The sequence below is a fragment of the Acinetobacter sp. YH12156 genome, from assembly GCF_013418235.1.
GTDB classification, from domain to species: Bacteria; Pseudomonadota; Gammaproteobacteria; order Pseudomonadales; family Moraxellaceae; genus Acinetobacter; species Acinetobacter pseudolwoffii.
This window is the reverse complement of record NZ_VPCL01000005.1, coordinates 58,265-83,770: the sequence shown is the minus strand read 5'-3', so window position 1 is coordinate 83,770 and position 25,506 is coordinate 58,265. Positions and strand designations below refer to the sequence as shown.

Here is a 25,506-nt window from a genome sequence, read left to right as displayed (position 1 = left end):
TTTTTATAGCAGGCAATTAACCTTTATTGTTCTGTTTCCAGTTGGCCTGAACCTGTTCAGCCACTTTTGGATAATCCAGAATAAAGCGCACATGACTTTCGACACCGGTTTTTAAGGTCGCATCATCGACAATAAAGTTCGGATTATGGTTTGGCGCGGCTTTAGCCGGATCTTGATCGGCCGGCGTGGCACCGACAAAGACAAACAGGGATGGCATGAGCTGGCCATAGTAAGCAAAGTCTTCACTCGCACTGGCATTATTATCCAAGACATGCAATTTATCTTCACCATGGACTTTGGCCAGGGTCGGTTGCATCAGCTTGGTCAAAGTTTTGTCATTGGTGGTGACCGGGGCATAAGGCGCAATTTCGACTTTCACCTTGACATCGTTGGCTGCTGCATTGTGTTCTAGCATCTTCGGTAAGTCTTTTAAAATGCCTTGACGAACGTCTTCACTATTGGAGCGAATAGTCCCGACCATATTGACCTGATCTGGAATCACGTTACCGGTGGTACCACCCTGAATGCTACCAATACTGACCACGCCCATTCCTTTGGTCAGATCCGCTTTACGGCTGATCAAACTTTGCAGATTGGTGACCATCTGGGCAGAGGCATAAATTGGATCTTTTCCTGCCCAAGGCATCGAACCATGAACCTGACTTCCATTGACCTGGATGCGTAAATGATCGGCACTGTTTAAAATGGCACCATCTTTGTAGAAGATATTGCCACTTGGCATACCGGCCATGACATGCATACCGAAAATGACTTCAGGTTTTGGATTTTTCAGGGCGCCGTCCGCAATCATTTTACGCGAACCAATCTGATCGCCTTGGGTAAAGTTATCAATATCTGCACCACCTTCTTCGGCTGGCTGGAACACAAATACCACCGTTCCTGCAATTTTATCTTTGTTGGCGGCCAGAACTTTGGCTGCACCCAGTAACATGGCGGTATGCGCATCATGACCACAGGCATGCATCACATAAGATTCTTTGCCCTGATAAATGGCTTTTTGTTTGCTGGCGAATGATACCGGTGCAGTTTCCTTAATTGGTAATGCATCCATATCTGCACGCAATGCCATGACCGGGCCGGGTTTACCACCTTTTAGTACACCGATCACACCCGTTTTGGCATAACCTTTTCGTACTTCAATCCCATAGGATTTTAATTCTTTTTGAACCAGTTCCGAGGTTTTAAATTCCATATTCCCCAGCTCAGGATATTGATGAATATGCTGGCGTAATTTTATGGTGTGCGCTTCAGCCGTTTGTACAGAATCATCAATCCAGTCGGCCAGACTGAGTTGGCTACAGAAAAGAAGAGGAAGACAAAGGGAAATCTGCTTATACATATTCATACTTGGGGGAGAACCTTAAGAAATTGAAATGGTTAAAGTGATTCTCTAGGATTGCATATTGATTTAAATTTGACCAAAACTCTCTAAGTATTGTGATAATACCTTTAAGGTATATTGCTTGTTAGACCTTGTTCTAAAAGAGCTTTATGAATGCTTTTACATTGTAAAATTATGTACCCTTATTTATTTTCTATATATTAAAGGTATCAAAATTATCAATAAGACAAAATAAAAACAAATATCGAAAATAGATCAGGATAAGATCCCAGGACAATCATTAACGCAGCCTTTGGGCGAAAATGATGAGTTCTGGATTACTCTAGGTTTAGATGAAGACTTAGACGAAGCCATGCGTAAATCGACACGCGAAGCAATCCGTTTTTTGGTCAATGAATACGGAATTTCAGAAGAAATTGCTTATGCATATTTAAGTGCTGCAACGGATTTTAAAGTATCGCAAGTGGTAGATAAAACCAAAGGTATTCACGCGATGATTCGTAAAGCGGACTTTTAGGAGTTTAAGAAAAAAGAGAAGTAATTTTTTTATTTAGTTTTTTGTTTTGTGCTTTTGCCAACTGATTTAGACATGTCAGTTGGCTTTTTCTTTTGTAATGGTTTGAAAATTTTTAGAATATCAATAATAAAAATTTATTGAAATGAAATGGGGAAATTGTGGCAGAGCAGAATAATAATGCAGTGATGATTCAATTGCCATGGACAGTGCCACAGCAACCTTTTGATCAAACGGCAAGTGTTGTAGAGAATCCAAATAGAAAGATGGAGCTTGATCTCAATCATTCGACAGATACGACAGCAATTTCACCATTTACTTTATCTGTCATTATTGCGCTTATTTTAGGTAGTTTCGCAACTTGGCTTGCTTATTGGTATGGATGTAAGAGTTTTCAACTCACAGAACTATCTTTTAAAGTAGTAAGTGAAGATATTAAAGAAGCAGCAGAATCTCATAGAAATATGACTAAACAACTTATAGAAAGTCAAGAAAAGTTAAAAAGAGTTGAATTACAAGAAGAATTTTATAGAGGTTGGAAACTTAAGTTAATAGACGATCTTGCTGTATTGAAACCATTAGTGCATAAATACATTACATTGTTAGGCTCTGTAGCTTTAGTACTAAATGATGTGAAAGACTGGTTCAAAAATAATGAATACGAAGATATGCGTTCAGAATTAAAGAGTTTAGAAGATGATATATTCCCTTTAATAGCTCGTATTAGTACTCATTTAAAAATGTTAGTAGAGGAAGATCATGAATTAGTATCTGAATGGGACGAATTTGAGCGTTATCTCACTCAGCTACAAATCATGTGTATTACCGCGGTAATTGATAAAGAAGGTATTGCTGATAGTTTCAAAGCTCTAAACATTGTAGTAGATTCTCTTATTCAAAATTTGAAATCTATATTCAATAAAAAAGCAGCCTAAGCTGCTTTTTGAATCACTTTTCTTTTGGCTCAGGTGGTGTCAACCCAAACTGTAAATACGCCATATTGGTGGCAATACGGCCACGTGCAGTACGCATGACATAACCTTGCTGAATCAAATATGGTTCAATCACATCTTCCAGCGTACCAGAATCTTCTGCCATGGCAGCAGCCAACGCTTCAACACCAGCAGGGCCACCATCAAAACGTTCTAATAACATCGATAGATAACGGCGGTCTAAAGTATCTAAACCATCTTTATCGACTTTGAGCATGTCCAAAGCACGTTGTGCCATATCCTGATTAATTTCACCAGTGCCTTTGACCTGAGCATAGTCACGTACACGACGCAATAAGCGGTTGGCAATACGTGGTGTGCCTCGTGAACGACGGGCAATTTCTTTTGCGCCATCACCAGTCATGGGTACATCCATCAAATTGGCTGAACGTTTGACAATGTGGGTCAAATCTTCAACTGAATAAAATTCTAAACGCTGTACGATGCCGAAACGGTCACGCAAAGGAGAGGTAAGCAGACCTGCACGTGTGGTTGCTGCAACCAAGGTAAAGGGTGGCAAATCCAGTTTGATTGATCGTGCAGCAGGCCCTTCGCCAATCATGATGTCGAGCTGGTAGTCTTCCATCGCTGGATAGAGAATTTCTTCAATCACCGGTGAAAGACGGTGGATCTCATCAATGAACAGGACATCACCTTCTTCCAGATTGGTCAGCATGGCGGCCAAATCACCGGCACGTTCTAGCACCGGACCTGAAGTCGACTTAAGATTACCGCCCATTTCGCGGGCAATAATATTCGCCAGCGTGGTTTTACCCAGGCCGGGCGGGCCAAAAATCAATGTATGATCCAGTGCTTCTTCACGACCACGCGCTGCGCCAATAAAGATTTCCATTTGCTCTCGAACCACCGGCTGACCAATATAGTCATCGAGTGAGGTTGGACGGATGGCACGATCAAAATGATCTTCTGGTTTTTCAGAACCACTGATGAGACGGTCTTGCATATCTTTTGAGTTAATCTCTATGGTTTATTTGAGGTGAATAAAGTCATAGCCTCAAAATGCTTTAACAATTCGTATGCCATTGTGCAGGCATGCTCTTACTTTTGACAGGGCAAAAGTAACAAAACCCTTTGCAGAAATAATGGCACATCCTATGCCATATTTCTGCGGCAGCATCCATGCTGCCTTCTCATCTTCATTTTGCAGCGAATATTTAAATCAGTATTAACGATTCATCGACTTTAATGCAGCGCGGATAATGTCGCTGGCTTCAGTGTAATCTGCTTTAACCGCATTAATCAGTTTTTGTGCTTCAGCAGGTTTATAACCCAAAGACTGTAATGCAGCTTCTGCTTCAGCCACGGCTGAATTGCCCATAAACTGAATCTGTGGTGCAGTTGAATTGCTTGGCGCAGCACCTGAAGCCATGGCTTTAAAACGGTCACGTAATTCAATTATTAAACGTTCAGCGGTTTTTTTGCCGACACCGGGAACTTTGACCAAGGTATTCACATCTTCATTTTCAACAGTATGAATCAGCATTTCCACACTTAAGGTTGAAAGAATACCCAAGGCCATTTTGGGGCCAACGCCGTTGACTTTGAGTAAGGTGCGGAAAATGGTTTTTTCCTGCGCATTGATAAAGCCATACAGCAACTGTGCATCTTCACGCACGGCCAGATGGGTCCAGAGTGTGACTTGTTGTCCTTTTTGCAGCTGGCAGAAAGTCGTCAGCGGCGTATCAATTTCATAACCGACGCCATTTACATTTAACAGTACGGTCGGTGCTTCTAAAGCCAGTACTTCACCAATCAGACATCCAATCATCTTTTATCATCACTAAATTCAGTTTTGCTGCATAGTAGTCAGCATTTTCCGGAAAGGCAAAATCTGCCGCTGTAAAATAGATGATTTTATTACAATCATCCTCCTATACAGCAGAATATTTTATAACAATCCGGCTTTATTGCCTTGTAATTCCTGCGACAGGTTATAAGCCTGATGATCAGAAAATTTCGAAACAATATCTAGCACCTGCATGATATTGTCATAATGGCTGGCGCTAAAATTCGCCCCTGAACGTTGCAGAATCGACATCAAGCGCTGTTCTTTAAAACTCAGGTTTTTATGCGGCGTTGTTAAGGGAATAAAGGCATCCAGAATATTTTGCAAACATTGATGCGCGATAATTTCCAGTCCTGCTTTTTGCGGATGCTCAAAAATTTTATCCCGTGCCAGTTCTTTGGCGCGATTAATCCCGATTTCAATGTCCGCAGTACAATATTGCAATAAAGTACCTTGTAACTGACCCGATAAAATCTGGTCATGATGACGGGCAAAAGCCGTTGTCACTTCATCGACCAGACGTTTCATGACCCGACCACGCAAGGCGGCAATTTTTTGCTGCCAGGTGGTATTGCTCATGGCGATTTCAGAAGGAATACCATAATCACCGAGCAGATTTAAAAAGACCGGCTCAACTTCGTCATAACTGAGCATATTCAGGCTAATACCATCTTCAAGGTCAATCAGGGCATAACAGATATCATCAGCCGCTTCGAGCAGATAGGTCAGTGGATGACGGCAGTAATGATATTCAGCTAACTGAATCAGTCCGAGTTGTTCTGCAATCTGCTTTAAAATCTCTTTCTCGGCCTGATAGCAGCCAAACTTGGCCCGATTGCTGGCAGGTAAATCGACTTGAGATGCCATGGTTTTTGACAGCCACGGATATTTTAAATAAGCCCCTAACGTGGCATAAGTCAAACGCATGCCGCCATCATTGGGATGGTAATCGATTTTGGTCAACAGGCGTAGACCTTGGGCATTGCCTTCAAACTGACGTACATCGGCTTCTTGTTCAGGACTGAGATCTTTTAAAAAATCGGTATGCGATGCATCGTCGAACCATTCTCGAATGGCATATTCACCGGCATGGCCAAAAGGGGGATTACCAATATCATGTGCCAGACAGGCAGCCTGAATAATGGCACCGACATCGGCCGGGGAAATCCAGGGCGGTAACTGATCTTTTATTTTCTCTGCGGCCAGCATCCCGAGTGAACGCCCAATACAGGACACTTCAAGTGAATGTGTGAGTCGTGTATGAATACCATCGTGCTGGGTTAAAGGGTGAACCTGAGTTTTACGGTTCAGCTGGCGGAAACTTTGTGAAAAAATAATACGGTCATAATCTTTGTGGAACGGGCTACGTGCCAGTTCAGTACTTTGCTTTTTACTACCAATCCGAACTGTCGAAAGCAGCTCTAACCAACGCATTTGAGTCATTTATCATTATTCAATTCTTTGCTAAGTGCATCATGCCAAAAAAGTAGCAACAGCACTAGAGTGCTGCGACATGAATTGTCGGAACAAACAAAACCCTGTGGAAATTTCAGCTGAACAATCGCTATAAAAAAACAGGTCATATTGACCTGTTTTTATCTCATGATAGAAGTGGACTAAAGCAAATCTTCACCACTGATCTTGGCTTCCTGGATGTCTTTATAGACCCCCATGCAAATGACGAACAAAATCATCGTCGCCACCAATGGCCAAAAAAGTACATATAGGGTCATAAATTGACTACTCATCTGAAATCTCCTTATTTACTTTTCTCAGATACCTGGTGAAATTCAATCACCATCTTATTGATTTGTTTAAAATCAAATCGTTCTTTGCTATTCATTAAAGTCAGTACGGTACAGACAATGGCGCTGCTGCCGTAGGCGGTCAGGGAACTCAATAGCGTGCCATAATCACGCAGGAAGCCGATGGTCCATGGAAGGAAGCCGATACTGGCCAGAATACCGACCACCAGGCCGACTTTCTTGCCAAAGAAGCCAAAGCTCATCAGACCCAGTACCACACCAATACCGATGGTGGCCATAAGCTCAAAACTGAGTGCGATCAGACCCTGAATTGGCAGCCATTCAAATCGAACCACCAGAAAGCTTAAAAATGCGATACCGACAGACCAGTTAAAGGCACGGGCATTGACCTTGTCCCAGTACAGGCTGGCAATCACCGGGAATACGATGGCACCCCAGAGTGCACCGACGAAAATCAGCATCGCTAGAATGTCGAATTTAAGCGTGGCAATTAAAATACCGAGCATGGTGGCTACAATCATGGTCATCCGGCCAATAAACAGCATTTTCTTCGGATCAGGACGATTTTTAGCAATCTGTTTGCCATAAATATCGGTCATTACGATGGCAGACAGGGCAGATAAATCCGAATCCGCCGTTGACGAAAGCGCGCCAATCACCATGACAAAGAGTAAGGCCACCATAAATGGAGACAGATACGTTGCTGCCATTTGTGGAATCAGGTTGTTCAGGTTGCCATCAATCGGCTGAATCCCGGCAAATAGCGCCAATAATCCGAGCATTCCCAAACCGACGACAATCGCGGCATAACCGATGGTTGCAGTAATGAAGCTGGGTTTGATCAAGTCTTTACGCACTGCAAACAGGCGTTGGGCGATGGTCTGGTTACCAATCGCATAAGCCAGTACCGCCACAAAAAATGGCGCACCCTGTTCTAAAAATGCGGTTTTCGAAAAGAAATCCAGTTGTTCCGGTTGCAGATTATGCATGCCGGTCTGGAACAGTGAAGGGCCGCCCAGGGTGAAAAATAGCGTCGGAATAATGATCACTGCCGCCACAATCATGGCGACCAGTTGCCCAAAGTCGGTAAATACCGAGGAGCGGAAACCTGACCATAAAGTATAGGACAGGACGCCAATTCCGGTAATCAAGACCCCATGGATAAAGCTGAGGGGAGACAGAATTTCAACCAGCGCACCTGCTGCGGTAAAGTTTACCATCAGACTGATCACGCTTCCGACAATATTGGAGCCTGCCAGAATCATCTGGCTCTGGTTGCCATGCCGTGCATGCATGATTTCTGCCAAAGTGTGTGCATTGGGTGCCAGGTCGCGGAAACGTTTGCCGAATGGGTAGATAAATAAAATCATCAGTGCACCCCACAAACCATAGTGTAAGGCACCGGAAACACCGTATTTATATCCGGACGAAGCTGCTGCATAAAATGAAGCGGCCCAGATCCAGGTGGCGGTCATACTGGCCGCAGACATTCCAAATCCGATGGAGCCATTCGAGACCATATATCCATCGACATTTTCATTTTTTTGCTTAATGCGTAACGACAATAGAAAGGTGATGCCATAGAAAAGCACCATCAATAGTACAGTTGCTGTACTAGTGAATTGAAACATACATACTCCTTAAGCGGGTCACCTTTTGTTTTTGAAAATTAAATCATTGGCAACAGATTAAGGCTCTAGATTAGACAGAGCAGTGAAGCTACAGAAAATAAAAAAACCAGCGTCTGAATATCAATTGGATATTCATATCTGCAGCAGAAAAGAGGATGATTCATGCGTCCTGAATGTGGACATTTCCTCAGCAATTGGCGTAGAGGTTAACATAAAATCATCAAATTTACTGATGAAGTCATTAATTATGTAGATTCTTTGCTGATATAAGGCTATTTTTGATTTCAACATCTTATAAAATGTAGATCTGTTGGTTATATATTTTTATAGGAATTACAGGTATTTATTGCATGGTTTTTTATTAGAATAAAGATGGATGTCAGTCAGAAAATGAAAAAGTAACAAAATTTTAATATTTCTTATTTTCTTCATTATGAGTAGTGATTTTTTTCATAATAGCCTAAAAAACTTTCATTAATTCATGTCTGATGATGCTTATATATTCTGAATTTTTGCATAAGAATAGAGGCCGAGAATCAGTTTGAATTTAAGCTTTATATTTTCAATTGATTAGCATGTAATTTCGCTCTTTTTAGCGAAGAATTTAAGAAATATTTGAATCAATATTTTTGGTTAATATATCGGTGAAAACAGACTTAATATCCTGGAAATCCATTTACTAAAGTAGATCTATTGATTTTAATTCTCACTCTTTATTAGAAACTATGGTGGGGTCTTATATGTGAGATTTAGGTATCTTTGAATAGAGTTCATATATTAAGATGAGTGATCGGAATAATCTGGGCTACCGGATATTACTGGAAGTCGATTGAAGCAGGCGATATAGTTTGCTCATACAGACAGGCTCGAAAAGGGAGAACAGCGGGGCAGAGTCTTAAATCCTGCAATGGAGCCCGGAATGGGGATAGCTGGATACAAAATTATTTCAGTAGTGCAACTCGCCGACAGAGAGATGAGCTAAAAAATGAACTCGACTGTTTCAGTCTATCCCGAGAAGCTTTAGTCTATCCTTAATAAGTTTTTTATAACGGCTCAAGAATAAGTTCTGTACGCATTTTAAGTGGTCTTGCTGTTGAAAAATAATACAATTTTCTTAAGTGAAATTATTGTTAATCGGTTTTGATTTTTCTTTAACAAATTGTGTTAATCTACGCGACTACATTCAATTTTCCTGCCTGAAAATAAACACAATATTTTAAAAATACAGAATATTTCAGCCGTAGTTTTCGTATTTGCCATCTAGCCGATTTCCTTATTTCACAGTAGAATATGCGCTCTCTCAAGTCACATTGTGGCATGGTTGTTCAGACCATCCCGTGGAGCCAAAATCAGCATGTTTATCGTTGCCGGTGCACCCGCACATTCTTCTTTTAAGAAAACTCAACTATTATCGCGTTTGACGTCAATTAGTTCTGTTCAATCAATTGAAAGTCAATGGGTCTACCTCTTTGACCAAGCGCTCAGCGAGCAACAACAGCAATCAGCTTTACAGCTTCTCAACGATGGGCAATCTTTTGAATTGCACCAGGCTGCAAGTGATGAAATCCAAATTTTAGTGACACCGCGTGTCGGCACCATCTCGCCTTGGTCTTCTAAAGCTACAGACATTTTCAAAAACTGTAATACGCCGGTGCATCGTCTTGAGCGCGGCGTTTTATTTACGTTGAAGGGTCTAAAACACGTATCAAATGAAGTTCAACAGATTTTGCATGACCGTATGACTGAAAGCGTATTCAATGCGATTGAAGATGCTGCGGTATTATTTGTTGAAACAGCACCAAAACCAATGAACTCGATTGATATTCTGGGTGAAGGTAAAGAAGCACTGGTTAAGGCCAACAACGAATTTGGTTTTGCATTGTCGATGGAAGAAATTGATTACCTGACTGAGGCGTTTATCAAGCTGGGTCGTAATCCAAATGACATCGAACTGATGATGTTTGCACAGGCAAACTCTGAGCATTGCCGTCATAAAATTTTTGGTTCGGAATGGACGATTGATGGTGAAGTTCAGCCATTGTCGTTGTTCCAGATGATCAAGAACACCTATAAAGAATCACCGACAGATGTATTGTCGGCTTATAAAGACAACGCTTCAGTGATTGTTGGTTCGGATACCCAGCGTTTTTATCCAACCCAAGAAGACAACGGCCATCAGGTTTATAAATACAAGAGCCAAGCTGCTCACATCCTGATGAAAGTGGAAACCCACAACCACCCAACAGCAATTGCACCATTTGCCGGTGCAGCGACAGGTTCAGGCGGTGAAATCCGTGACGAAGGTGCGACCGGTCGTGGTGGTAAGCCTAAAGCAGGTTTAACCGGCTTCACGGTATCTAACCTGAATATTCCGGGCTTTGAACAGCCTTGGGAAGAAAACTACGGCAAACCATCGCGTATGGCATCGCCGTTACAAATCATGATTGAAGGCCCGCTTGGTGGTGCTGCGTTTAACAACGAATTTGGTCGTCCAGCTTTAAACGGTTACTTCCGTACCTTTGAACAAAACGTGAATGGCGATGTTAAAGGTTTCCATAAGCCAATCATGATCGCTGGTGGTTACGGAAATATCCGTCCAGATCACGTTGAAAAAGATCCGATCTTACCGGGTGATTTGCTGATCGTACTCGGTGGTCCAGCCATGCTGATCGGTCTTGGCGGTGGTGCTGCATCTTCTGTAGATAGCGGTAAACTCGGCGAGAATCTGGACTTTGCTTCGGTACAACGTGAAAACCCGGAAATGGAACGCCGTTGCCAAGAAGTGATCGATACTTGCTGGCGCATGGAAGACCACAACCCAATCGTGTCGGTACATGACGTGGGTGCGGGTGGTGTATCAAATGCTATGCCTGAACTGGTGAATGATCACGAGTTAGGTGCAGTGCTGGATCTTCGTAAGATTCCATCTTTAGAACCTGGCATGTCGCCAATGGAAATCTGGTCAAACGAAGCGCAAGAGCGCTATGTATTAGCGATTCGTCCATCTTCTTTAGAATTATTTGAATCGATCTGTGCGCGTGAACGTTGTCCGTTTGCAGTACTGGGTGAAGCGACTGAAGCACGTCATTTAACCGTTGAAGATCCATTGTTCGGCAACAAGCCGGTGGATATGCCAATGCAGGTGATGCTTGGTGGTACGCCACGTATGAGTCGTTCATATGAAACGATTGAACGCAAAGGTGATGACTTTGACGCGGCTAAAGTCACTGATCTGAAAGATGCGATTTATCGCGTTCTGAAAAACCCGACAGTGGCTTCTAAATCATTCCTGATCAGTATTGGTGACCGTTCGATTACCGGTATGGTGGCACGTGATCAAATGGTCGGTCGCTGGCAGGTTCCGGTGGCGGATGCTGCGGTAACAACGACAAGCCTAGTAGGCTACACCGGTGAAGCGATGGCGATGGGTGAACGTCCACCAGTCGCATTGCTCAATCCTGCTGCATCGGCACGTTTATCAGTGGCTGAATCAATCTCGAACATCATGTCTGCAAAGATTGAAAAAATCAGCGACATTAAATTGTCTGCAAACTGGATGGCTGCTGCAGGTCAACCGGGCGAAGATCAAGCGCTATTCGAAGGTGTAAAAGCCATCGGTATGGAAATGTGTCCAGCACTGGGTATCGCAATTCCAGTCGGTAAAGACTCATTGTCAATGCGTACCACCTGGAATGACGAAGGCGAAGACAAGTCTGTCACTTCTCCAATGTCAGGCGTGATTACTGCATTTGCACCTGTGACCGATGTTCGTAAAACATTGACCCCTGAATTGAAAAATGAAGAGTCGGTACTGGTTCGTATTGACTTGTCTAAAGGTCAGTTCCGTCTAGGTGGTTCGATTCTGTCTCAGGTGTATAAAGCAATCGGTTCTGTGACGCCTGATGTCGACAGCTTCGATGACTTCAAAGCATTTTTCGCTTTGGTTCAAGACTGGAACAACCGTGGTCTGATCAAGGCATATCATGACATCGGTGATGGTGGTTTATTGGCGACTGTTGCAGAAATGATGTTCGCATCACGTTTGGGTGTAGCACTAGAAGATCAATCAATTGCAAGCTTATTCGCTGAAGAAATTGGTGCAGTCCTTCAAATTGCCAAAGCAGACTGGGAAGCGCTACAAGCTGAAGTTGCAGCATCTACCCTGAAAGATGCCATTCAGGTGGTGGGTACGGTAAATAACACGGATCAGTTATCTGTAAACGGTCTAGTACTTGAACGTGCTGATCTGCAAGTGGCTTGGACGGAAGTATCCCACCAAATCCAGCGCCTACGTGATAACGTACAAACTGCGGATCAGGAATTTGCTCTTATCACTGACAAATCTCATGCAGGTATCATTGCGAAACCGACATTTGATTTGAATGAAGCGATTGAAGCGCCGTACATTAATTCACGTCGTCCGAACATGGCGATTCTGCGTGAGCAGGGTGTCAATGGTCATATTGAGATGGCAGCAGCATTTGATAAAGTAGGCTTCAATACTGTTGACGTACATATGAGCGACTTGCTGGCAGGTCGTATCAGCCTGGATGACTTTGAAGGTCTGGTGACGTGTGGTGGCTTCTCGTACGGTGACGTAATGGGCGCTGGTGGCGGTTGGGCGAAATCAGTATTGTTCAATACGAAGCTGCGTGACCAGTTTGAAAAATTCTTTAACCGTCAAGAAACTTTCTCACTAGGTATCTGTAATGGCTGTCAAATGTTGTCTCAATTGGCTCCACTGATTCCGGGTGCGGAGGCTTGGCCACGTTTCCACCGCAATACTTCTGAAGTGTTTGAAGCACGTAGCGTGAATGTTCGTGTAGAACAATCAAACTCTGTATTGCTTCAGGGCATGGAAGGTTCAATTCTGCCAATCGCTGTAGCACATGGCGAAGGTCGTGCAGTTGCAACTGCGGAAAACTTTGCTGCGCTAAACGCATCAAATCAGGTGGTTCTGCGTTATGTAGATAGCCATGGTAATGCAACCCAACACTATCCATTGAACCCGAACGGTTCGCCAGAAGGGATTACCGGTGTAACGTCGCAAGACGGTCGTGCAACGATTATGATGCCGCACCCTGAGCGTAACTTCCGTGCGATTCAGCATTCTTGGAAACCAGAAGATTGGGATCAAGATGGTGCCTGGTTACGTATGTTCCGTAATGCGCGTAAATTTATTGGTTAATCGGTTATAGATTTAAAAAAGGGTTGCGTCAGCAGCCCTTTTTTTATGTATGTTTCGGAGTTAACATCGTTTAAATAATTCAAATAAGTAACCAGTTTAAATCATGAAAATATTTACATATTTTATCTTTGCATTATTGTGTTTTAGTGCAGATTATAACTTTGCAGATGGTGCATATTTAAAAATAGAAATAACGGCAATAACCATTTTAGGACTCGTTTCCTATAGTCTGGTTTATTTGACTCTCTTCGAAAAAATGTCGGATGAGCTGTATAGTCCACATTTAAAAATCATCTTGTGTTTAGCTTTGCATTTGATCGCTGTTGCGATCTTTTATATGAAATATCGTAAACACTACAGATCTACTAAATCATGAAAATATATTGAGATTCAGGATAGATGTTGAGCTTTTTGACAATGATGATGCATATAAAATAAAGAGGTACCTCATGCCAAGAATATTTATCAGATTCTCAAGGTGCATTTTACTTATTTCACTATTCACATTGGCGGGGTGTGATACATACATGTGGCGAGCTAATATCAAGCATTTAGATGAAATAAAACAAAGTGGTTATTTGCCGAAACTCAATCGTGATCGCGATATCGAAGGCCCTGATGTGAATCAAAACGGAATTCGTGATGATATTGATCTCTATATTGAAAAGAATTTTATAAATATGGAACAAAGACAGGCAGTAAAACAATTGGCTATGGTTCTGCAAGAGAGCTTATTACTCGATACTTCTCAGCAATACCCGCTACGAAAAATTGCATTTGAAAAATCGCGCGCGATAGGCTGCATTTACGAGCGTTTTTCTCAAGATACTTTGTACAAACCATCCAATGTCGTTCAGCATGTCATTGCAGTCACCACAAACACAAAACAGCGCTTTAAGGCGTATTTAGCTTTTAGTAAAGCGATGGATGGTAAAAGTATCACACTTCCAAATGAGAACTTATGTAATGAATAATTCAGGCTTACAGCAAAGTCACTTCTCATGTGGAAATATCAGAAAATTACTAATCATTAATTTTCTTAATTTTCAATAAATAACATTTAAAAATATTAACTTAATTATACATTATGGAAAAATAATTTAAAAATATCTATAATTACTTAATTCGTATCCACCTTGGGGTGGATTTTTGCTTTTTAAGCATTCTGATTTTTTAATTTAACTTCTCCCACTGAACTTGGTTTAGATTTTGCTTTCATATTGTATATAAAGTGCTATGGTATGTTTTATGCACAACTTTATTGCACTATAAAAGAAAGATGGAATAGATCAGTTCAGTATCAATTCTCAAGTATGAGGTGATGACATGGCTAAAACACTTAGAATAATGGATAAGGCGGCAATGCGTCAGAAAGGCTGGATGTTGTTTGCTATTGTCGTAGGACTACAAATATTGTTTGTTGTGGGCAGTTATTTGATGCAGGGTTCTTGATATTTGGCTTTAAAAAAGCCACCGAGAGGTGGTTTTTTAGTTTTGTTTCTATATTTGCTTTTGTTCGGGCATGAGGAACATTGCTCCGAAAGACAAAACCCCTTCGTCAGACTGATAGAATGACTATATCCCACAGGCTGACAGGTGACATCCATGTCGATGGTCAATTAAATATGATTGATGGAATAGTTAGATTATGAGTTGAACTTGCTTCAATACCGCCTTTAACGTATTTTCATAATCAAAAGATGCATTGGTACTGTCCTGATAACGCCAAGCCACATAACCATCTGGACGAACCAGCACTGCACCTGATTCATGAACTTCAGACTTGGCATTCCAAGTACCATAGACATCACGATACTCACGTGAACCAATCTGAATTACATCTAAATAAGGTAAATCTAGAGCCTCGGCAGCCAATCTCCAGCCTTTGCCTGATAAACCTGTCAGTAAGGTAAAACGGCCTTTACCGCTAATATCCAAAGTGGATTGCTTTTGGCCTTTGCTATTGATTAGCCAGGTATGTGGAACTTTGGCACCCGGACGAGTCGTGGCTTGCAGATAAAGCTGTTCATCTTTTTCAAAGATCTCGGGCTCAGTTTCACTCATCACCGCATTTGAGCTATAGCGCTGATTCAGTTCAACACCTTGGGCATTAAATTCAAAATGCTTAATTTCAAGTGCTTCAAATAACTTTTTACGAATTTCGGCACCTTGCTCATCTTCAGCAAAAATACGTTCCAGCATTTGTTTTTGCGTAGTGATGCCTTGGTCAAAACCAAAGACTTCTTTTAAATGCTTATAGTCAAAACGGGACTGGTTGGCACGTGCGACAATCTGCTTGCCTACAGGCGCACGTTCAGACGTATATGAATCGAGGAGGGAAGGTGCGGCCCAACCTTTGATTGCATAGGTGAGTTTCCAGCCAAGGTTAAACGCATCCTGCATACAGGTATTTGAACCTAAACCGCTTGAAGGCGGGTGACGGTGTACAGCATCACCACCACAGAACACGCGGCCTTTAGAGTATTCAGTTGCCCAAGTCTGGTTTACATACCAGTAGGACAGTTTTTGGATTTCGACATCTTCCACTTCAGCGCCAACAAATGTATTCAGACGCGATCGAACCTGTTCTTCAGTCACTTGTGGCTCGCCTTTGGAAATGTCAAAGCCCCAGCCCATAATCCATTCATTCCAAGGCGTAATGGCACGTAGCAAGCCCATACCGAGATCACCAAAGCTGGCTTCAGGATTGACGATCCATTGCAGAATCGCAGGGCGGTGCTGAACATATTTGCTTAGATCGGCTTTAAAAGTCACATAGACTGTACCCGCACGCGCCATCACACCTTCGAGTGGTAGCTCAAGTTGCTCAACCACTTTTGAGCGTGCGCCATCCATACCAATCAGATATTTGGCTCTTAAACTAAATTCTGTGTTGGTAATCCGGTTCAGGAAAGTAGCGGTGACACCATTTTCATCCTGAACATGCGATAAATATTCAGTATTGAAGTTATAGATTGCACCGCGCTCACCGGCATTCTTGACCAGTAAGGCTTCCATTTTCGGCTGAATCAAATCCACCAATGGACATGGACTGCCTTTGATATAGTCGCCATGACGTTCATCACCTGTGCCCCAAGCGCTTAAACGGGCAATTTCTTCACCGACCAGACTGGTGGTAATCAGGCTTTCGCCCATGTGTTCCCACGGTGTCGCAATTTCTTTGACTTGTTCTTCAATGCCTAAATCACGTAATACTTCCATAGCACGCTGATTGGTAATATGTGCACGTGGACTATTGGCCAGCCAGTTAAACTGTGTGAAGAGTTGAACTTTAATTCCATAGTTTGCCAGTGCTAAACCTAAGGTCGATCCTGCAGGTCCTGTGCCAATTACCAATACGTCAGTATCGTAATGCTGTGTCATACATGACTCCATGTGTCTGTCTGAAGAACAAGATTTGAATATATTTACAATCCAGTGTAGTGAAATTCAGGCAATACAATAGGAGTATTCATATAAACTATAGGTCTATTGAGATTCTTACTACTTTCTCGTTTGGCAGCTTAAAATGCCTGAGAATATGCGGCTGAGTTTATGGAACTTCGACATTTACGTGCTTTTTTAACAGTAGCTCAGGAACAGAGTTTTACCAAAGCAGCAGATAAGCTGTTCACGGCGCAGCCTTCTTTAAGTCAGCAGATTAAGGATCTGGAGCAGGAAGTCGGTGTAATGCTGTTTGATCGTTCATCCCGGCAAATCAAACTGACCGATGAAGGGCAAGCTTTTTTGATTCATGCTGAACAGGCGCTTGAAAGTGCCAAACTGGCAGTTGCCGCGGCGCGTCAGGTGGCGCAGCAGAAAAATAACCAGATCCATATTGGCTTTTTAAATGTTGCAGAACTGAAAGTGATGCCAAATATTCTGGCCAAACTGAAGCAGAATATTCCTGATTTAAAAATTCATCTGCATAGTCTGACCTGTATGGAGCAGATTCAACGCCTGAAAAATGCCGAGCTGGATTTGAGCTTTACCCGCTATTGTCTGCAACATCCCGATTTTGACAATATTCATTTAATGAATGAACAGATTTATCTGGTGGCAGCCGAGTATTTACATCCCACAGATCGGCCATTGAAGTTACAAGAACTGAAAAATCATCAGTTGATTATGTGTGAGCAAAATGCCTCGCCAGTCTTTTATGCGCAGTTGAATCACCTGATGTCTTTTGAACAATTGCAGCATGACCAAATACTGTGGGTTACCAATGTGTTGCAACATATTAACCTGATCAATATGGGCATGGGTTTTAGCTTCGTCCCGGAATATCTGCTGCGTTTTTTAAATGAGCATGTGAAAATCGTGCAAACAGATCAAGTCCTGCCACAATTAGGACTTTATGCAACATTTAACAAGAATTCTCATAATTCTGCATTGAATATTATTACCCAGGCACTGGACAATAGATCTTAAATAAGCCATTGAAAATGTTGAAGGGAAACATGCTAAAACTCATTTATTATGTACCAGATGAACATCTTGAAGTGACTAAGGAAGCCTTGTTTAAAGCGGGTGCAGGCGGCATCGGAGATTATACCCACTGTGCCTGGCAGGTACTGGGAACAGGACAGTTTAAAGCGCAGCAAGGTGCAGATCCTTATATTGGTGAAGTCGGGGAATTAGAGCAGGTTGAAGAGTGGCGAGTAGAAATGCTGGTTGCTGATGAAAAGGCGGTCGAGGTCGCCAAAGCTCTGCAAGCAAGCCATCCTTATGAAGAGCCTGCTTTTGAGTTTATTCAGCTCCTGGATATTAAAGTCTAAACGTGCAACCTTATTGCTGCTAGAAGTAATGGTGCGCATCGTGTTTTAGCGTACCATCAGCTTATCTGTTTAAAATGATTAACCTCCTTTTATGAGTATAAAATCAGTCATCATCATAAAAATAAAACAGGAAAATAATAATGCAGTGGTCAAAACAGCTCGGCAATATCCTCAAGAATACGCTCAGTAAAACTATCAAACATGGTGCGGGAATCCTGCATAGCCGCATTCCCTATTCTCATGACAATCCCTATCTGGATGGGATATTTGCGCCACAACGACAGGAGCATTTTGCTACTCAATTGATGGTAGAAGGGCAAATTCCTGTAGAACTGGAAGGTGCGCTGATGCGGATTGGCCCGAATCCGATCACGGTAAAGAACCCACGAAATTATCACTGGTTCACCGGTGATGGCATGATTCACGCGCTGAAACTCAAAGCTGGTGAAGCACATTGCTATAAAAGTGCTTATGTCGGATCGGCCAGTGTGCAGAAAAAATTGCATAGACCACAGATTTCAGGGAAAACGCGTGGAATCGCGGATGCGGTCAATACCAATATCATCCACTTTGCCGGGAAAATCTGGGCACTGGTCGAAGCGGGGGCTTATCCGATCGAAGTAAATCGTGAACTGGAATCAAAACGGCATCAACTTTTTGAAAATGATCAGGATCTACCGTTTACGGCTCATCCGCATATCGACCCGGAAACAGGAGATATTCATGCGGTTTGTTATGATGCCTTGAATCATCATCAGGTTTTTTATTTACATATTGATGCTCAAGGCAAATTGCAACATCATGTCGAAATTCCAGTCAAACATGGCCCGATGGTGCATGACTGTGCCATTACTCAATCTCAGGTGCTGATTCTGGATTTGAATGTCAACTTTTCTATGCGTAGTGCCTTAAAAGGCTCATTACTGCCCTATCAATGGAATCCTAAACATCAGGCTCGTATAGGTATGCTGCCTTTTGGTGGCAGTGCGGCAGACATCCGCTGGTATGAGATTGATCCCTGTTTTATTTTCCATACGGTCAATGCTTATGACCTGAACACAGGTGATGTAGTGATGGATGCAGTGGTACATTCCCAGGCACTGGTCAGTTCCATTCAGGGACCAATAGAAGATCAGGAGATTCGGCTGGAAAGATTGATCTTCGAGCAGCAAACAGGAAAAGTCACTCGAACTGTATTATCCAATATCAAGCAGGAATTTCCGCGGATCAATGAAGCCTATACAGGGCGACCTTATCGCTATGCCTATAGTGTTTCCTTTGCCGGCTTTGATGATCCTTATCATGTTAGCAGTAATACACTCTTGTACCATGATCTGGAAACCGGCAGTACAGCAAGCTATTCCTTTGGAGCAAACTGGGTTACAGGTGAGGCAGTTTTTGTCGCCCGAGAAGGTGCTCAAACAGAAAATGATGGCTGGCTGATGTCTTATCTACACGCCTTGGATGGCAGTCCATCGAAAGTGGTGATTTTAGATGCGCAATATATTCAGAAGGGGCCTATTGCCACGATTCATTTACCGGTTCGTGTACCCGTCGGATTTCATTGTAACTGGATGGATGACCGGAAATTGAGAACTTATTATTCTTAGATTTTGATGATGCATAAGCACTTTGGGTGCTGGCACAGTCTCATATCGCGTGAAGATTTAAATCTTTATTTAATAGGTTGATGTTACTTTGAAGGATGAGAAGGGTAGGTCTAAATTAACCGAGATCCCAGGTTAGGCAGAAAATTCATTTCTGAATCTCTGCCTAAGAGTGGTATTCATATCGCCAAGAATATCAAATCAAAGATTTATTCTTCTATTGCTACTGTTAAACTTTCTGGATAAATAACTCACGATCAAAACGGTATTGCGGGAAGAACACGCCGTCTTTGGCGCGTTCACCTGCACCAATCACCATGACTGGATATTGTTCATCATTCAATTTCAGAATTTCACGAACCATCGGCTCATCAAAACCTTCCATCATACAGCTGTCAAAACCATAAGCACGTAAAGCTAAGACCAGATTTTCACAAGCGAGCGCCATCGTTTTGGTCGCCCACAGTTTCGCATCAGCCGGGCTGAAAGCAGACACTGGCATTTGTTTGTCCAATGTACGGGCAACTTTGAAAGCCACTTTCTTAAAGTTACCAAAAGCATTCAGATAACCAGTCTTATAGTTGTAAGGAATATATTTATAGTATTTCTTAATCGCGGGTGGCGCTTCTGGAAATGGAAATTCATTGACATTTCGCTTCGCCATTTCATCGATACGGTCGGTACGTGCCACACAGATAATCAGCTCAGAAGCCGTTTTTGCTGCCAGTTGGCTCATGCAGGCTTTGACCAGTCGCTTTTTCTTCGCCGGGTTTTGTACCACATAAAATGTCCAGGGCTGCAAGTTTGACGAATTGGGAGCCAGCAACGCCAGATCCAGACAAGCATCAAGTACATCTTCTGGAATTGGTTTTTTGGTAAATTTACGCACTGAACGACGACTTTCGATCACTTTACGGAAATTATCGACATCAATATCCTGCGGAGCAGGTTCATAATAACGTTTTTTATCCGGATTGGCGCTATCAATGGTTTCAGTAGACTGGGCAATAATGGATGAATTTTCAGTAGACATATTCTTTATTCTTACAGGTAAAGGAATCAATGAGGCAGTCTAAACCAGCTCATTGAGATCCTAAGTTTGAAAATTAGTTGAATTGTGTGAAATCAGGTTTACGTTTTTGCATAAAAGCTTGTACGGCTTCCAGCATTTCCGGAGAGCCAACGCGCTGCATGAAAATTTCTGCTTCATGGTCGATGCAGGCCACAATTTCATCCAGATTATGTTTCATCAAGGCTTTGGTTTGCTTCAAAGACGCCAAAGGTAATGCTGCTAAAGTCTGCGCCTGTTTTTGTGCAGCCGCATAGGCATCTTCTTCAATACTATTCACCAGACCGGCACCGAGTGCTTTTTCGCTATTGAATTTTTGTGCAGTCAGCAATAATTCAGCCGCTTTATGATAGCCCGCCTGCTGAATCAGCAATTTGCTTGAAGCGCCTTCAGGCGATAGGCCCAGACTGACAAATGGAATCTGGAACAGGGCAGTATTGTCACTATAGACCAAGTCACAATGCAATAAGATGGTTACCCCAATCCCGATTGCAACGCCACGTACCGCTGCAATTAAAGGCTTGGAAAACTTGGCAGCCGCTTTGAGTAAAATAAAGGGCGGGCCTTCAGCCGCAGGGGCCTGACCTTTCTTGGCAGCAGATTTCATGAAATCCTGCATATCATTGCCCGCGCTAAAGTCCGTGTCCTGACCGCGTAACACCACCACACGCACCTGATTGTCCTGATCTGCTTCATCGAGCGCTTGAGCAATCCATAAATACAGCTCGCTGTATAAGGCATTTCTCGCTTCCGGGCGATTGATGGCTAAAGTGAGTACGCCATGTTCTAAATTCGCATGCAAATGCTCATGAGGTTGTTGAATACAGCTCAGTGTCATCGTACTATCCTTGCTTTAAAACTTAATTTGATTTTATGAGATTGATTATGTCGCATATTTATTGGGGCGGCACAACTCATGAGTCATAAAAATGATCTGTTATGAACTATACATTTGATTATCTGGTTTTCATTGGCCGTTTTCAGCCTTTTCATCTGGCGCATATGCAAACCATTCAGATTGCTTTGGAACACAGTCAAAATGTGATTTTGGCCCTTGGTTCTGCGCAGAATGAACGCAATATCAAAAATCCATTTCTGGCTTCGGAACGTGAAGCCATGATCCTTGCAAATTTTAGTCCGGAAGATCAGGCGCGGATTCAATTTGTAGAAGTCATTGATGTTTATAACGATGAAAAATGGCAAAAACTGGTGAAATCGCTGATAAATCAGGCCATAGAACCGAATGCCAAAGTCGGACTGATTGGACATTTTAAAGATGATTCTTCATATTATTTAAAATTTTTCCCGGAATGGGAAATGGTCGAACTGGAAAGCCTAGAAGGTGCTTTATCCGCTACGCCGATGCGTGAAGCTTATTATCGCGGTGAAATTCAACGGGATAAATTTCCACAAGGCACGATTGAGTTTCTAGAGCAATTCCAGCATACCGAAACCTATCAGCAACTCAGTCAAAAATTTGTCCAGAAGGATAAAAGCAATCTGGCCTGACTCGATCAGATGGCTAGAGGCTGATTCATGGTGGTCTGAGCATGCTGTTTTAAACATTCACCCAGAATCGCCAGAGCAGGAGACTGCTGTTTCCAGTGATGCCAATACAAGGGGACTTCAATACGCATTTCACCGGAAAGTTCAATCAATTGTCCTGATTCCAGCAAATGCCGGGTTTGATAATCCGGCAACCAGCCATAACCCAAGCCCATGACAATGGCATCAAAAAATGCATGCGTCGATGGAATAAAAAAGTGAGGATATTGTGCCGGACTCAGGCCAAATTCTTGCTGGATATACTGGGTATGCAACTGGTCTTTTTCATTAAACAGAATCGCCGGTGCGTGGCGTAAGGCATCACGATGTATTCCTTGTTGAAACCAGTTCCGGGCAAATTCAGGCGTGGCAACCAGACGGTAGTGCATTTGTCCAATCCGCTCGGCCAGACAGCCTTTCATGGCTTTGGCTTCAGTGCTTAAACAGGCATTGACCAGTCCGGCTTCCAGTAAATGATGGGTTTGTGATTGGTCATCCAGTTGAAAATGCAGCACAATTTTATGCTGGATCAGTTGGGCTTGTAAGGTCGGCAATAACCAGGTCGCAAGTGAATCGGCATTGGTGGCAATATTCAGACAGTAAAAACCTTCCTGTTGTACCTGTCCGCCCAAATCCTGCATCAAATTCTGTTCTAGCAAACGCTGATGCTGTAAATAATGCAATAAAGTTTGTCCAGATTGAGTCACGCGACAAGGCCGGTCTCTCACCAGCAGCAAGTGTCCCAATTGTTTTTCCAGACTCTGAACACGAAGGGTCACTGCTGAGGCAGTAATATTGAGTTGTTCTGCCGCCAGATCAAAACTTCCAGTTTTTGCAACCGCGTAAAAAGCATCACATTGTTTCGCATTCAGCATCGCTACAATCTAAGAAAAATTTAGTTAAATTGATATTAACTTAGTTTTAATGAATAGCTTCCTTTTTGTTGAATAATTCATGTATTCAAAAAAGGGGAATGTGATGTTCAGTTATATGGTCAGTGGCTTTGCTGTAGGTATGAGCCTGATTGTCAGTATCGGGGCGCAGAATGCCTTTGTACTAAAACAGGGTTTAAAACAGCAGCATATCTTCCTGGTCTGTTTGACGTGTGCCTTGTCTGATACTATTTTGATATTATTAGGTGTTTTTGGTTTTGCTCACATCATTGAACATTATCCAAATGCGGTTATGTTTTCTAAATATATTGGCGCAGGATTCCTGTTTTATTATGGTCTGCAACATGCAATCAATGCATTTAAATCAACAGAAGTTTTGGCTCCAAGTGATCAAGTTACAGCACATTTTTTACAAGTGTTGATGATCTGTCTGGCATTTACTTGGTTAAACCCGCATGTTTATTTAGAAACCGTCATCCTGATTGGTTCAATTTCAACGCAATATAGCCTAGGAAAATGGTGGTTTGCGCTTGGTGCTGTGTGTGCATCCTGGTTTTTCTTTTTTAGCTTGGGCTATGGGGCAAAGATATTGACACCCTGGTTTCAGCATCGCCATGCCTGGAAAGTTCTGGATGCTCTCATTGCTTGTACCATGTGGATCGTCGCAGGTTCATTAATTCTCAGTATTTAATTCAACTGGTAATATAAAAATCCTCAATTGAGGATTTTTATATTTTGAACAAGAGAATGCGAGTAAGGTCTGTAATTGATATTTGTCTAAACACTCTGTTTAAACATTTTTCAAAGAGAATCACAATAGAAAATGGAGTTTGCAGTGCTCGCTGTGTAAGCAAATTTTACTTCAGATTTTGTTGGAATATATGATCATATTTAGGAGATGAATTTTAAAATCAAACTATTAACAGTCTCCATTCGATGAGCATACTTCGCTTAAGCCATTTCTTAAAAATAAATACTAACGATTATTTTTTCCATTAGTCACTAAGGGTTTTACAAAAACTTCAGTTAACTGGTATAAAAATAACGAAAACAAAAATTCTAAAACTGAAAAGAAAATTTAATTTCAGCTTGAAGCGTGTACCTAAATTCGATCAATAAGAAATTAAACAAGGTGGATTTAAAATTGAAAAAAACAATAAAAACTGGACTGATTGGCCTGGCAATCTGTTTATTTTTCAGCAGTCAGACTTTTGCAAAATCATGGACGCTCACTCCTAAAAGTGATGTCGGCTTTGAGATCAAGTCAATGGGACTGACTGTGGTCAAAGCCAAGTTTAATCAGGTGCAATCCAGCATGCAGTTTGATGCCAAAGCACCGCAAAATGCTTCAACGCATCTGGTCATGGATGTGGAGAGTTTGAGTTTTAATAAACCGTTATTGAAACATATGATTTTGGGTGAAGACCTTTTTTATGTTGAAAAATATAAAACGGTAAGTTTTAAAAGTATCCAGTTTAAAGACCTGGGCAATGGTAAATACAATGTTTTAGGCAATTTGACTTTGCGTGGTGTGACCAAACCGGTGATTTTTGAAACCACCTTTAAGTCGAGTCTGTCTAATGACAACTTGCTCGAAGTCCAGGCATTTGCAGTGATTAACCGCAGTGATTTCGGCATGAGAAAGGGGATCGCAGGCGTAGGGGAGAAAGTGAATCTGCATCTCTCGGGTCATTGTGAAGTTAATTAAGGGTGTTTGAATACAGTCTTTTTTCAGCTTAATAGACTGCTGCATGTCTATTGCTTAGCTTTAAAAATTGAAGCATAGAAGACATATAAAATGCTTGTATTACATCAAAGTAATCACAAAAAAAGCCCGATTTTTTTCGAGCTTTTATCCTTGCAGGAAATAGTCAATTAAGCACTTTGCAGAGCTTTTAAATCTTCCAGGACTTGTTCGGCATGACCTGCGGCTTTGACTTTACGATATTCTTTGACCAGTTCGCCGTTATGGAAAATAAAAGTCGAACGCTCGATCCCCATGACTTGTTTGCCATACATGTTCTTTTCTTTAATCACATCAAAGTGATTACACAGGATTTCTTCTTTATCACTGATCAGATTAATACTCAGATTCTGCTTTTCAGTAAAGTTTTGATGGGCTTTGACCGAATCACGAGATACGCCAATAATTGTGGTATTTAAAGCATCAAACTGGTCTTTTAAACAAGAAAATCCGACGGCTTGAGTGGTACAACCCGGAGTAGAATCTTTAGGATAAAAATAAATCACCAGCCATTCTGTATCCAGCTGGGTTAAATTGATTTCAGCTGTCGTTGCAGGGAAACTCTGGTCAAGCAAACTGATGGCAGTCATATTAACTCCTGTTTTATTT

Annotated in this window: 21 protein-coding genes and 1 pseudogene; 11 read left to right on the top strand and 11 right to left on the bottom strand. The window is 42.1% G+C overall.

Features of this window, described 5'->3' with window-relative positions:
- Nucleotides 1–16: 16 nt before the first annotated feature.
- Nucleotides 17–1,360 carry an amidohydrolase gene (locus FTU87_RS06830; protein ID WP_167381270.1) on the bottom strand — a complete coding sequence of 448 codons (1,344 nt, stop codon included), beginning with the start codon at nt 1,358–1,360 and terminating at the stop codon, nt 17–19.
- 250 nt (nt 1,361–1,610) lie between these two features.
- On the opposite strand from FTU87_RS06830, the pseudogene FTU87_RS06825 reads away from it, so the two are divergent.
- Together FTU87_RS06825 and FTU87_RS06820 are read left to right on the top strand one after the other, a co-directional pair.
- Nucleotides 1,611–1,880 (top strand): annotated as a pseudogene (locus FTU87_RS06825) (acetamidase); the annotation flags it as partial.
- A gap of 158 nt (nt 1,881–2,038) precedes the next feature.
- Nucleotides 2,039–2,812 carry a hypothetical protein gene (locus FTU87_RS06820; protein WP_074383355.1) on the top strand — a complete coding sequence of 258 codons (774 nt, stop codon included), beginning with the start codon at nt 2,039–2,041 and terminating at the stop codon, nt 2,810–2,812.
- 13 nt (nt 2,813–2,825) lie between these two features.
- Here the strand turns inward: FTU87_RS06820 and ruvB are convergent, their stop codons facing one another.
- The 5 genes from ruvB to FTU87_RS06800 all read right to left on the bottom strand — a co-directional run bounded on the left by ruvB (nt 2,826) and on the right by FTU87_RS06800 (nt 8,073).
- Complete coding sequence (gene ruvB, locus FTU87_RS06815; protein WP_005097600.1) at nt 2,826–3,833, bottom strand: Holliday junction branch migration DNA helicase RuvB; 1,008 nt, start codon at nt 3,831–3,833, stop codon at nt 2,826–2,828.
- A gap of 222 nt (nt 3,834–4,055) precedes the next feature.
- On the bottom strand, nt 4,056–4,658 hold the full coding sequence (ruvA, locus tag FTU87_RS06810; protein WP_180096875.1) for a Holliday junction branch migration protein RuvA: 603 nt from the start codon (nt 4,656–4,658) through the stop codon (nt 4,056–4,058).
- A gap of 120 nt (nt 4,659–4,778) precedes the next feature.
- Complete coding sequence (locus FTU87_RS06805; RefSeq protein WP_005097598.1) at nt 4,779–6,119, bottom strand: deoxyguanosinetriphosphate triphosphohydrolase; 1,341 nt, start codon at nt 6,117–6,119, stop codon at nt 4,779–4,781.
- Nucleotides 6,120–6,292: 173 nt separating this feature from the next.
- On the bottom strand, nt 6,293–6,424 hold the full coding sequence (locus FTU87_RS15010; RefSeq protein ID WP_005097597.1) for a putative transporter small subunit: 132 nt from the start codon (nt 6,422–6,424) through the stop codon (nt 6,293–6,295).
- Between the two features lie 11 nt (nt 6,425–6,435).
- Complete coding sequence (locus FTU87_RS06800) at nt 6,436–8,073, bottom strand: hypothetical protein (protein WP_005170049.1); 1,638 nt, start codon at nt 8,071–8,073, stop codon at nt 6,436–6,438.
- A gap of 1,354 nt (nt 8,074–9,427) precedes the next feature.
- Here FTU87_RS06800 and purL point away from each other — a divergent pair.
- The 3 genes from purL to FTU87_RS15110 all read left to right on the top strand — a co-directional run bounded on the left by purL (nt 9,428) and on the right by FTU87_RS15110 (nt 14,713).
- On the top strand, nt 9,428–13,261 hold the full coding sequence (purL, locus tag FTU87_RS06795) for a phosphoribosylformylglycinamidine synthase (protein ID WP_180096874.1): 3,834 nt from the start codon (nt 9,428–9,430) through the stop codon (nt 13,259–13,261).
- A gap of 527 nt (nt 13,262–13,788) precedes the next feature.
- A complete protein-coding gene (locus FTU87_RS06790; protein ID WP_051064989.1) occupies nt 13,789–14,235 on the top strand; it encodes a hypothetical protein in 447 nt (148 codons plus the stop codon).
- A 352-nt stretch (nt 14,236–14,587) separates the two neighbouring features.
- Complete coding sequence (locus FTU87_RS15110) at nt 14,588–14,713, top strand: KGW motif small protein (RefSeq protein WP_005170067.1); 126 nt, start codon at nt 14,588–14,590, stop codon at nt 14,711–14,713.
- Nucleotides 14,714–14,902: 189 nt separating this feature from the next.
- Here FTU87_RS15110 and FTU87_RS06785 read toward each other — a convergent pair whose 3' ends face one another.
- Nucleotides 14,903–16,645, bottom strand: coding sequence for an FAD-dependent monooxygenase (locus tag FTU87_RS06785; RefSeq protein ID WP_179999213.1), 1,743 nt, complete (start codon nt 16,643–16,645; stop codon nt 14,903–14,905).
- A gap of 171 nt (nt 16,646–16,816) precedes the next feature.
- Between FTU87_RS06785 and FTU87_RS06780 the strand changes: the two genes are divergently transcribed.
- The 3 genes from FTU87_RS06780 to FTU87_RS06770 all read left to right on the top strand — a co-directional run bounded on the left by FTU87_RS06780 (nt 16,817) and on the right by FTU87_RS06770 (nt 19,649).
- On the top strand, nt 16,817–17,692 hold the full coding sequence (locus FTU87_RS06780) for a LysR substrate-binding domain-containing protein (protein WP_100329052.1): 876 nt from the start codon (nt 16,817–16,819) through the stop codon (nt 17,690–17,692).
- A 29-nt stretch (nt 17,693–17,721) separates the two neighbouring features.
- Nucleotides 17,722–18,039, top strand: a complete 318-nt coding sequence (locus FTU87_RS06775) for an NGG1p interacting factor NIF3 (RefSeq protein WP_180096873.1) — start codon at nt 17,722–17,724, stop codon at nt 18,037–18,039.
- A 140-nt stretch (nt 18,040–18,179) separates the two neighbouring features.
- On the top strand, nt 18,180–19,649 hold the full coding sequence (locus tag FTU87_RS06770) for a carotenoid oxygenase family protein (protein ID WP_100357452.1): 1,470 nt from the start codon (nt 18,180–18,182) through the stop codon (nt 19,647–19,649).
- A gap of 226 nt (nt 19,650–19,875) precedes the next feature.
- Here the strand turns inward: FTU87_RS06770 and FTU87_RS06765 are convergent, their stop codons facing one another.
- Both FTU87_RS06765 and FTU87_RS06760 read right to left on the bottom strand, forming a co-directional pair.
- A complete protein-coding gene (locus FTU87_RS06765; protein ID WP_180096872.1) occupies nt 19,876–20,679 on the bottom strand; it encodes a nitroreductase family protein in 804 nt (267 codons plus the stop codon).
- Nucleotides 20,680–20,752: 73 nt separating this feature from the next.
- A complete protein-coding gene (locus FTU87_RS06760; protein WP_180096871.1) occupies nt 20,753–21,553 on the bottom strand; it encodes an enoyl-CoA hydratase-related protein in 801 nt (266 codons plus the stop codon).
- Between the two features lie 101 nt (nt 21,554–21,654).
- Between FTU87_RS06760 and FTU87_RS06755 the strand changes: the two genes are divergently transcribed.
- A complete protein-coding gene (locus FTU87_RS06755) occupies nt 21,655–22,224 on the top strand; it encodes a nicotinate-nicotinamide nucleotide adenylyltransferase (protein WP_005097586.1) in 570 nt (189 codons plus the stop codon).
- 5 nt (nt 22,225–22,229) lie between these two features.
- Here FTU87_RS06755 and FTU87_RS06750 read toward each other — a convergent pair whose 3' ends face one another.
- Entirely contained in the window at nt 22,230–23,135 is a 906-nt protein-coding gene (locus FTU87_RS06750) for a LysR family transcriptional regulator ArgP (protein ID WP_100329049.1), read from the bottom strand.
- Nucleotides 23,136–23,238: 103 nt separating this feature from the next.
- On the opposite strand from FTU87_RS06750, the gene FTU87_RS06745 reads away from it, so the two are divergent.
- Together FTU87_RS06745 and FTU87_RS06740 are read left to right on the top strand one after the other, a co-directional pair.
- Nucleotides 23,239–23,844, top strand: a complete 606-nt coding sequence (locus tag FTU87_RS06745) for a LysE/ArgO family amino acid transporter (protein WP_005097584.1) — start codon at nt 23,239–23,241, stop codon at nt 23,842–23,844.
- Nucleotides 23,845–24,297: 453 nt separating this feature from the next.
- Nucleotides 24,298–24,861 carry a YceI family protein gene (locus FTU87_RS06740; RefSeq protein WP_180096870.1) on the top strand — a complete coding sequence of 188 codons (564 nt, stop codon included), beginning with the start codon at nt 24,298–24,300 and terminating at the stop codon, nt 24,859–24,861.
- A gap of 167 nt (nt 24,862–25,028) precedes the next feature.
- Here FTU87_RS06740 and FTU87_RS06735 read toward each other — a convergent pair whose 3' ends face one another.
- Nucleotides 25,029–25,487, bottom strand: a complete 459-nt coding sequence (locus FTU87_RS06735; RefSeq protein WP_005170083.1) for a peroxiredoxin — start codon at nt 25,485–25,487, stop codon at nt 25,029–25,031.
- Nucleotides 25,488–25,506: the final 19 nt, after the last annotated feature.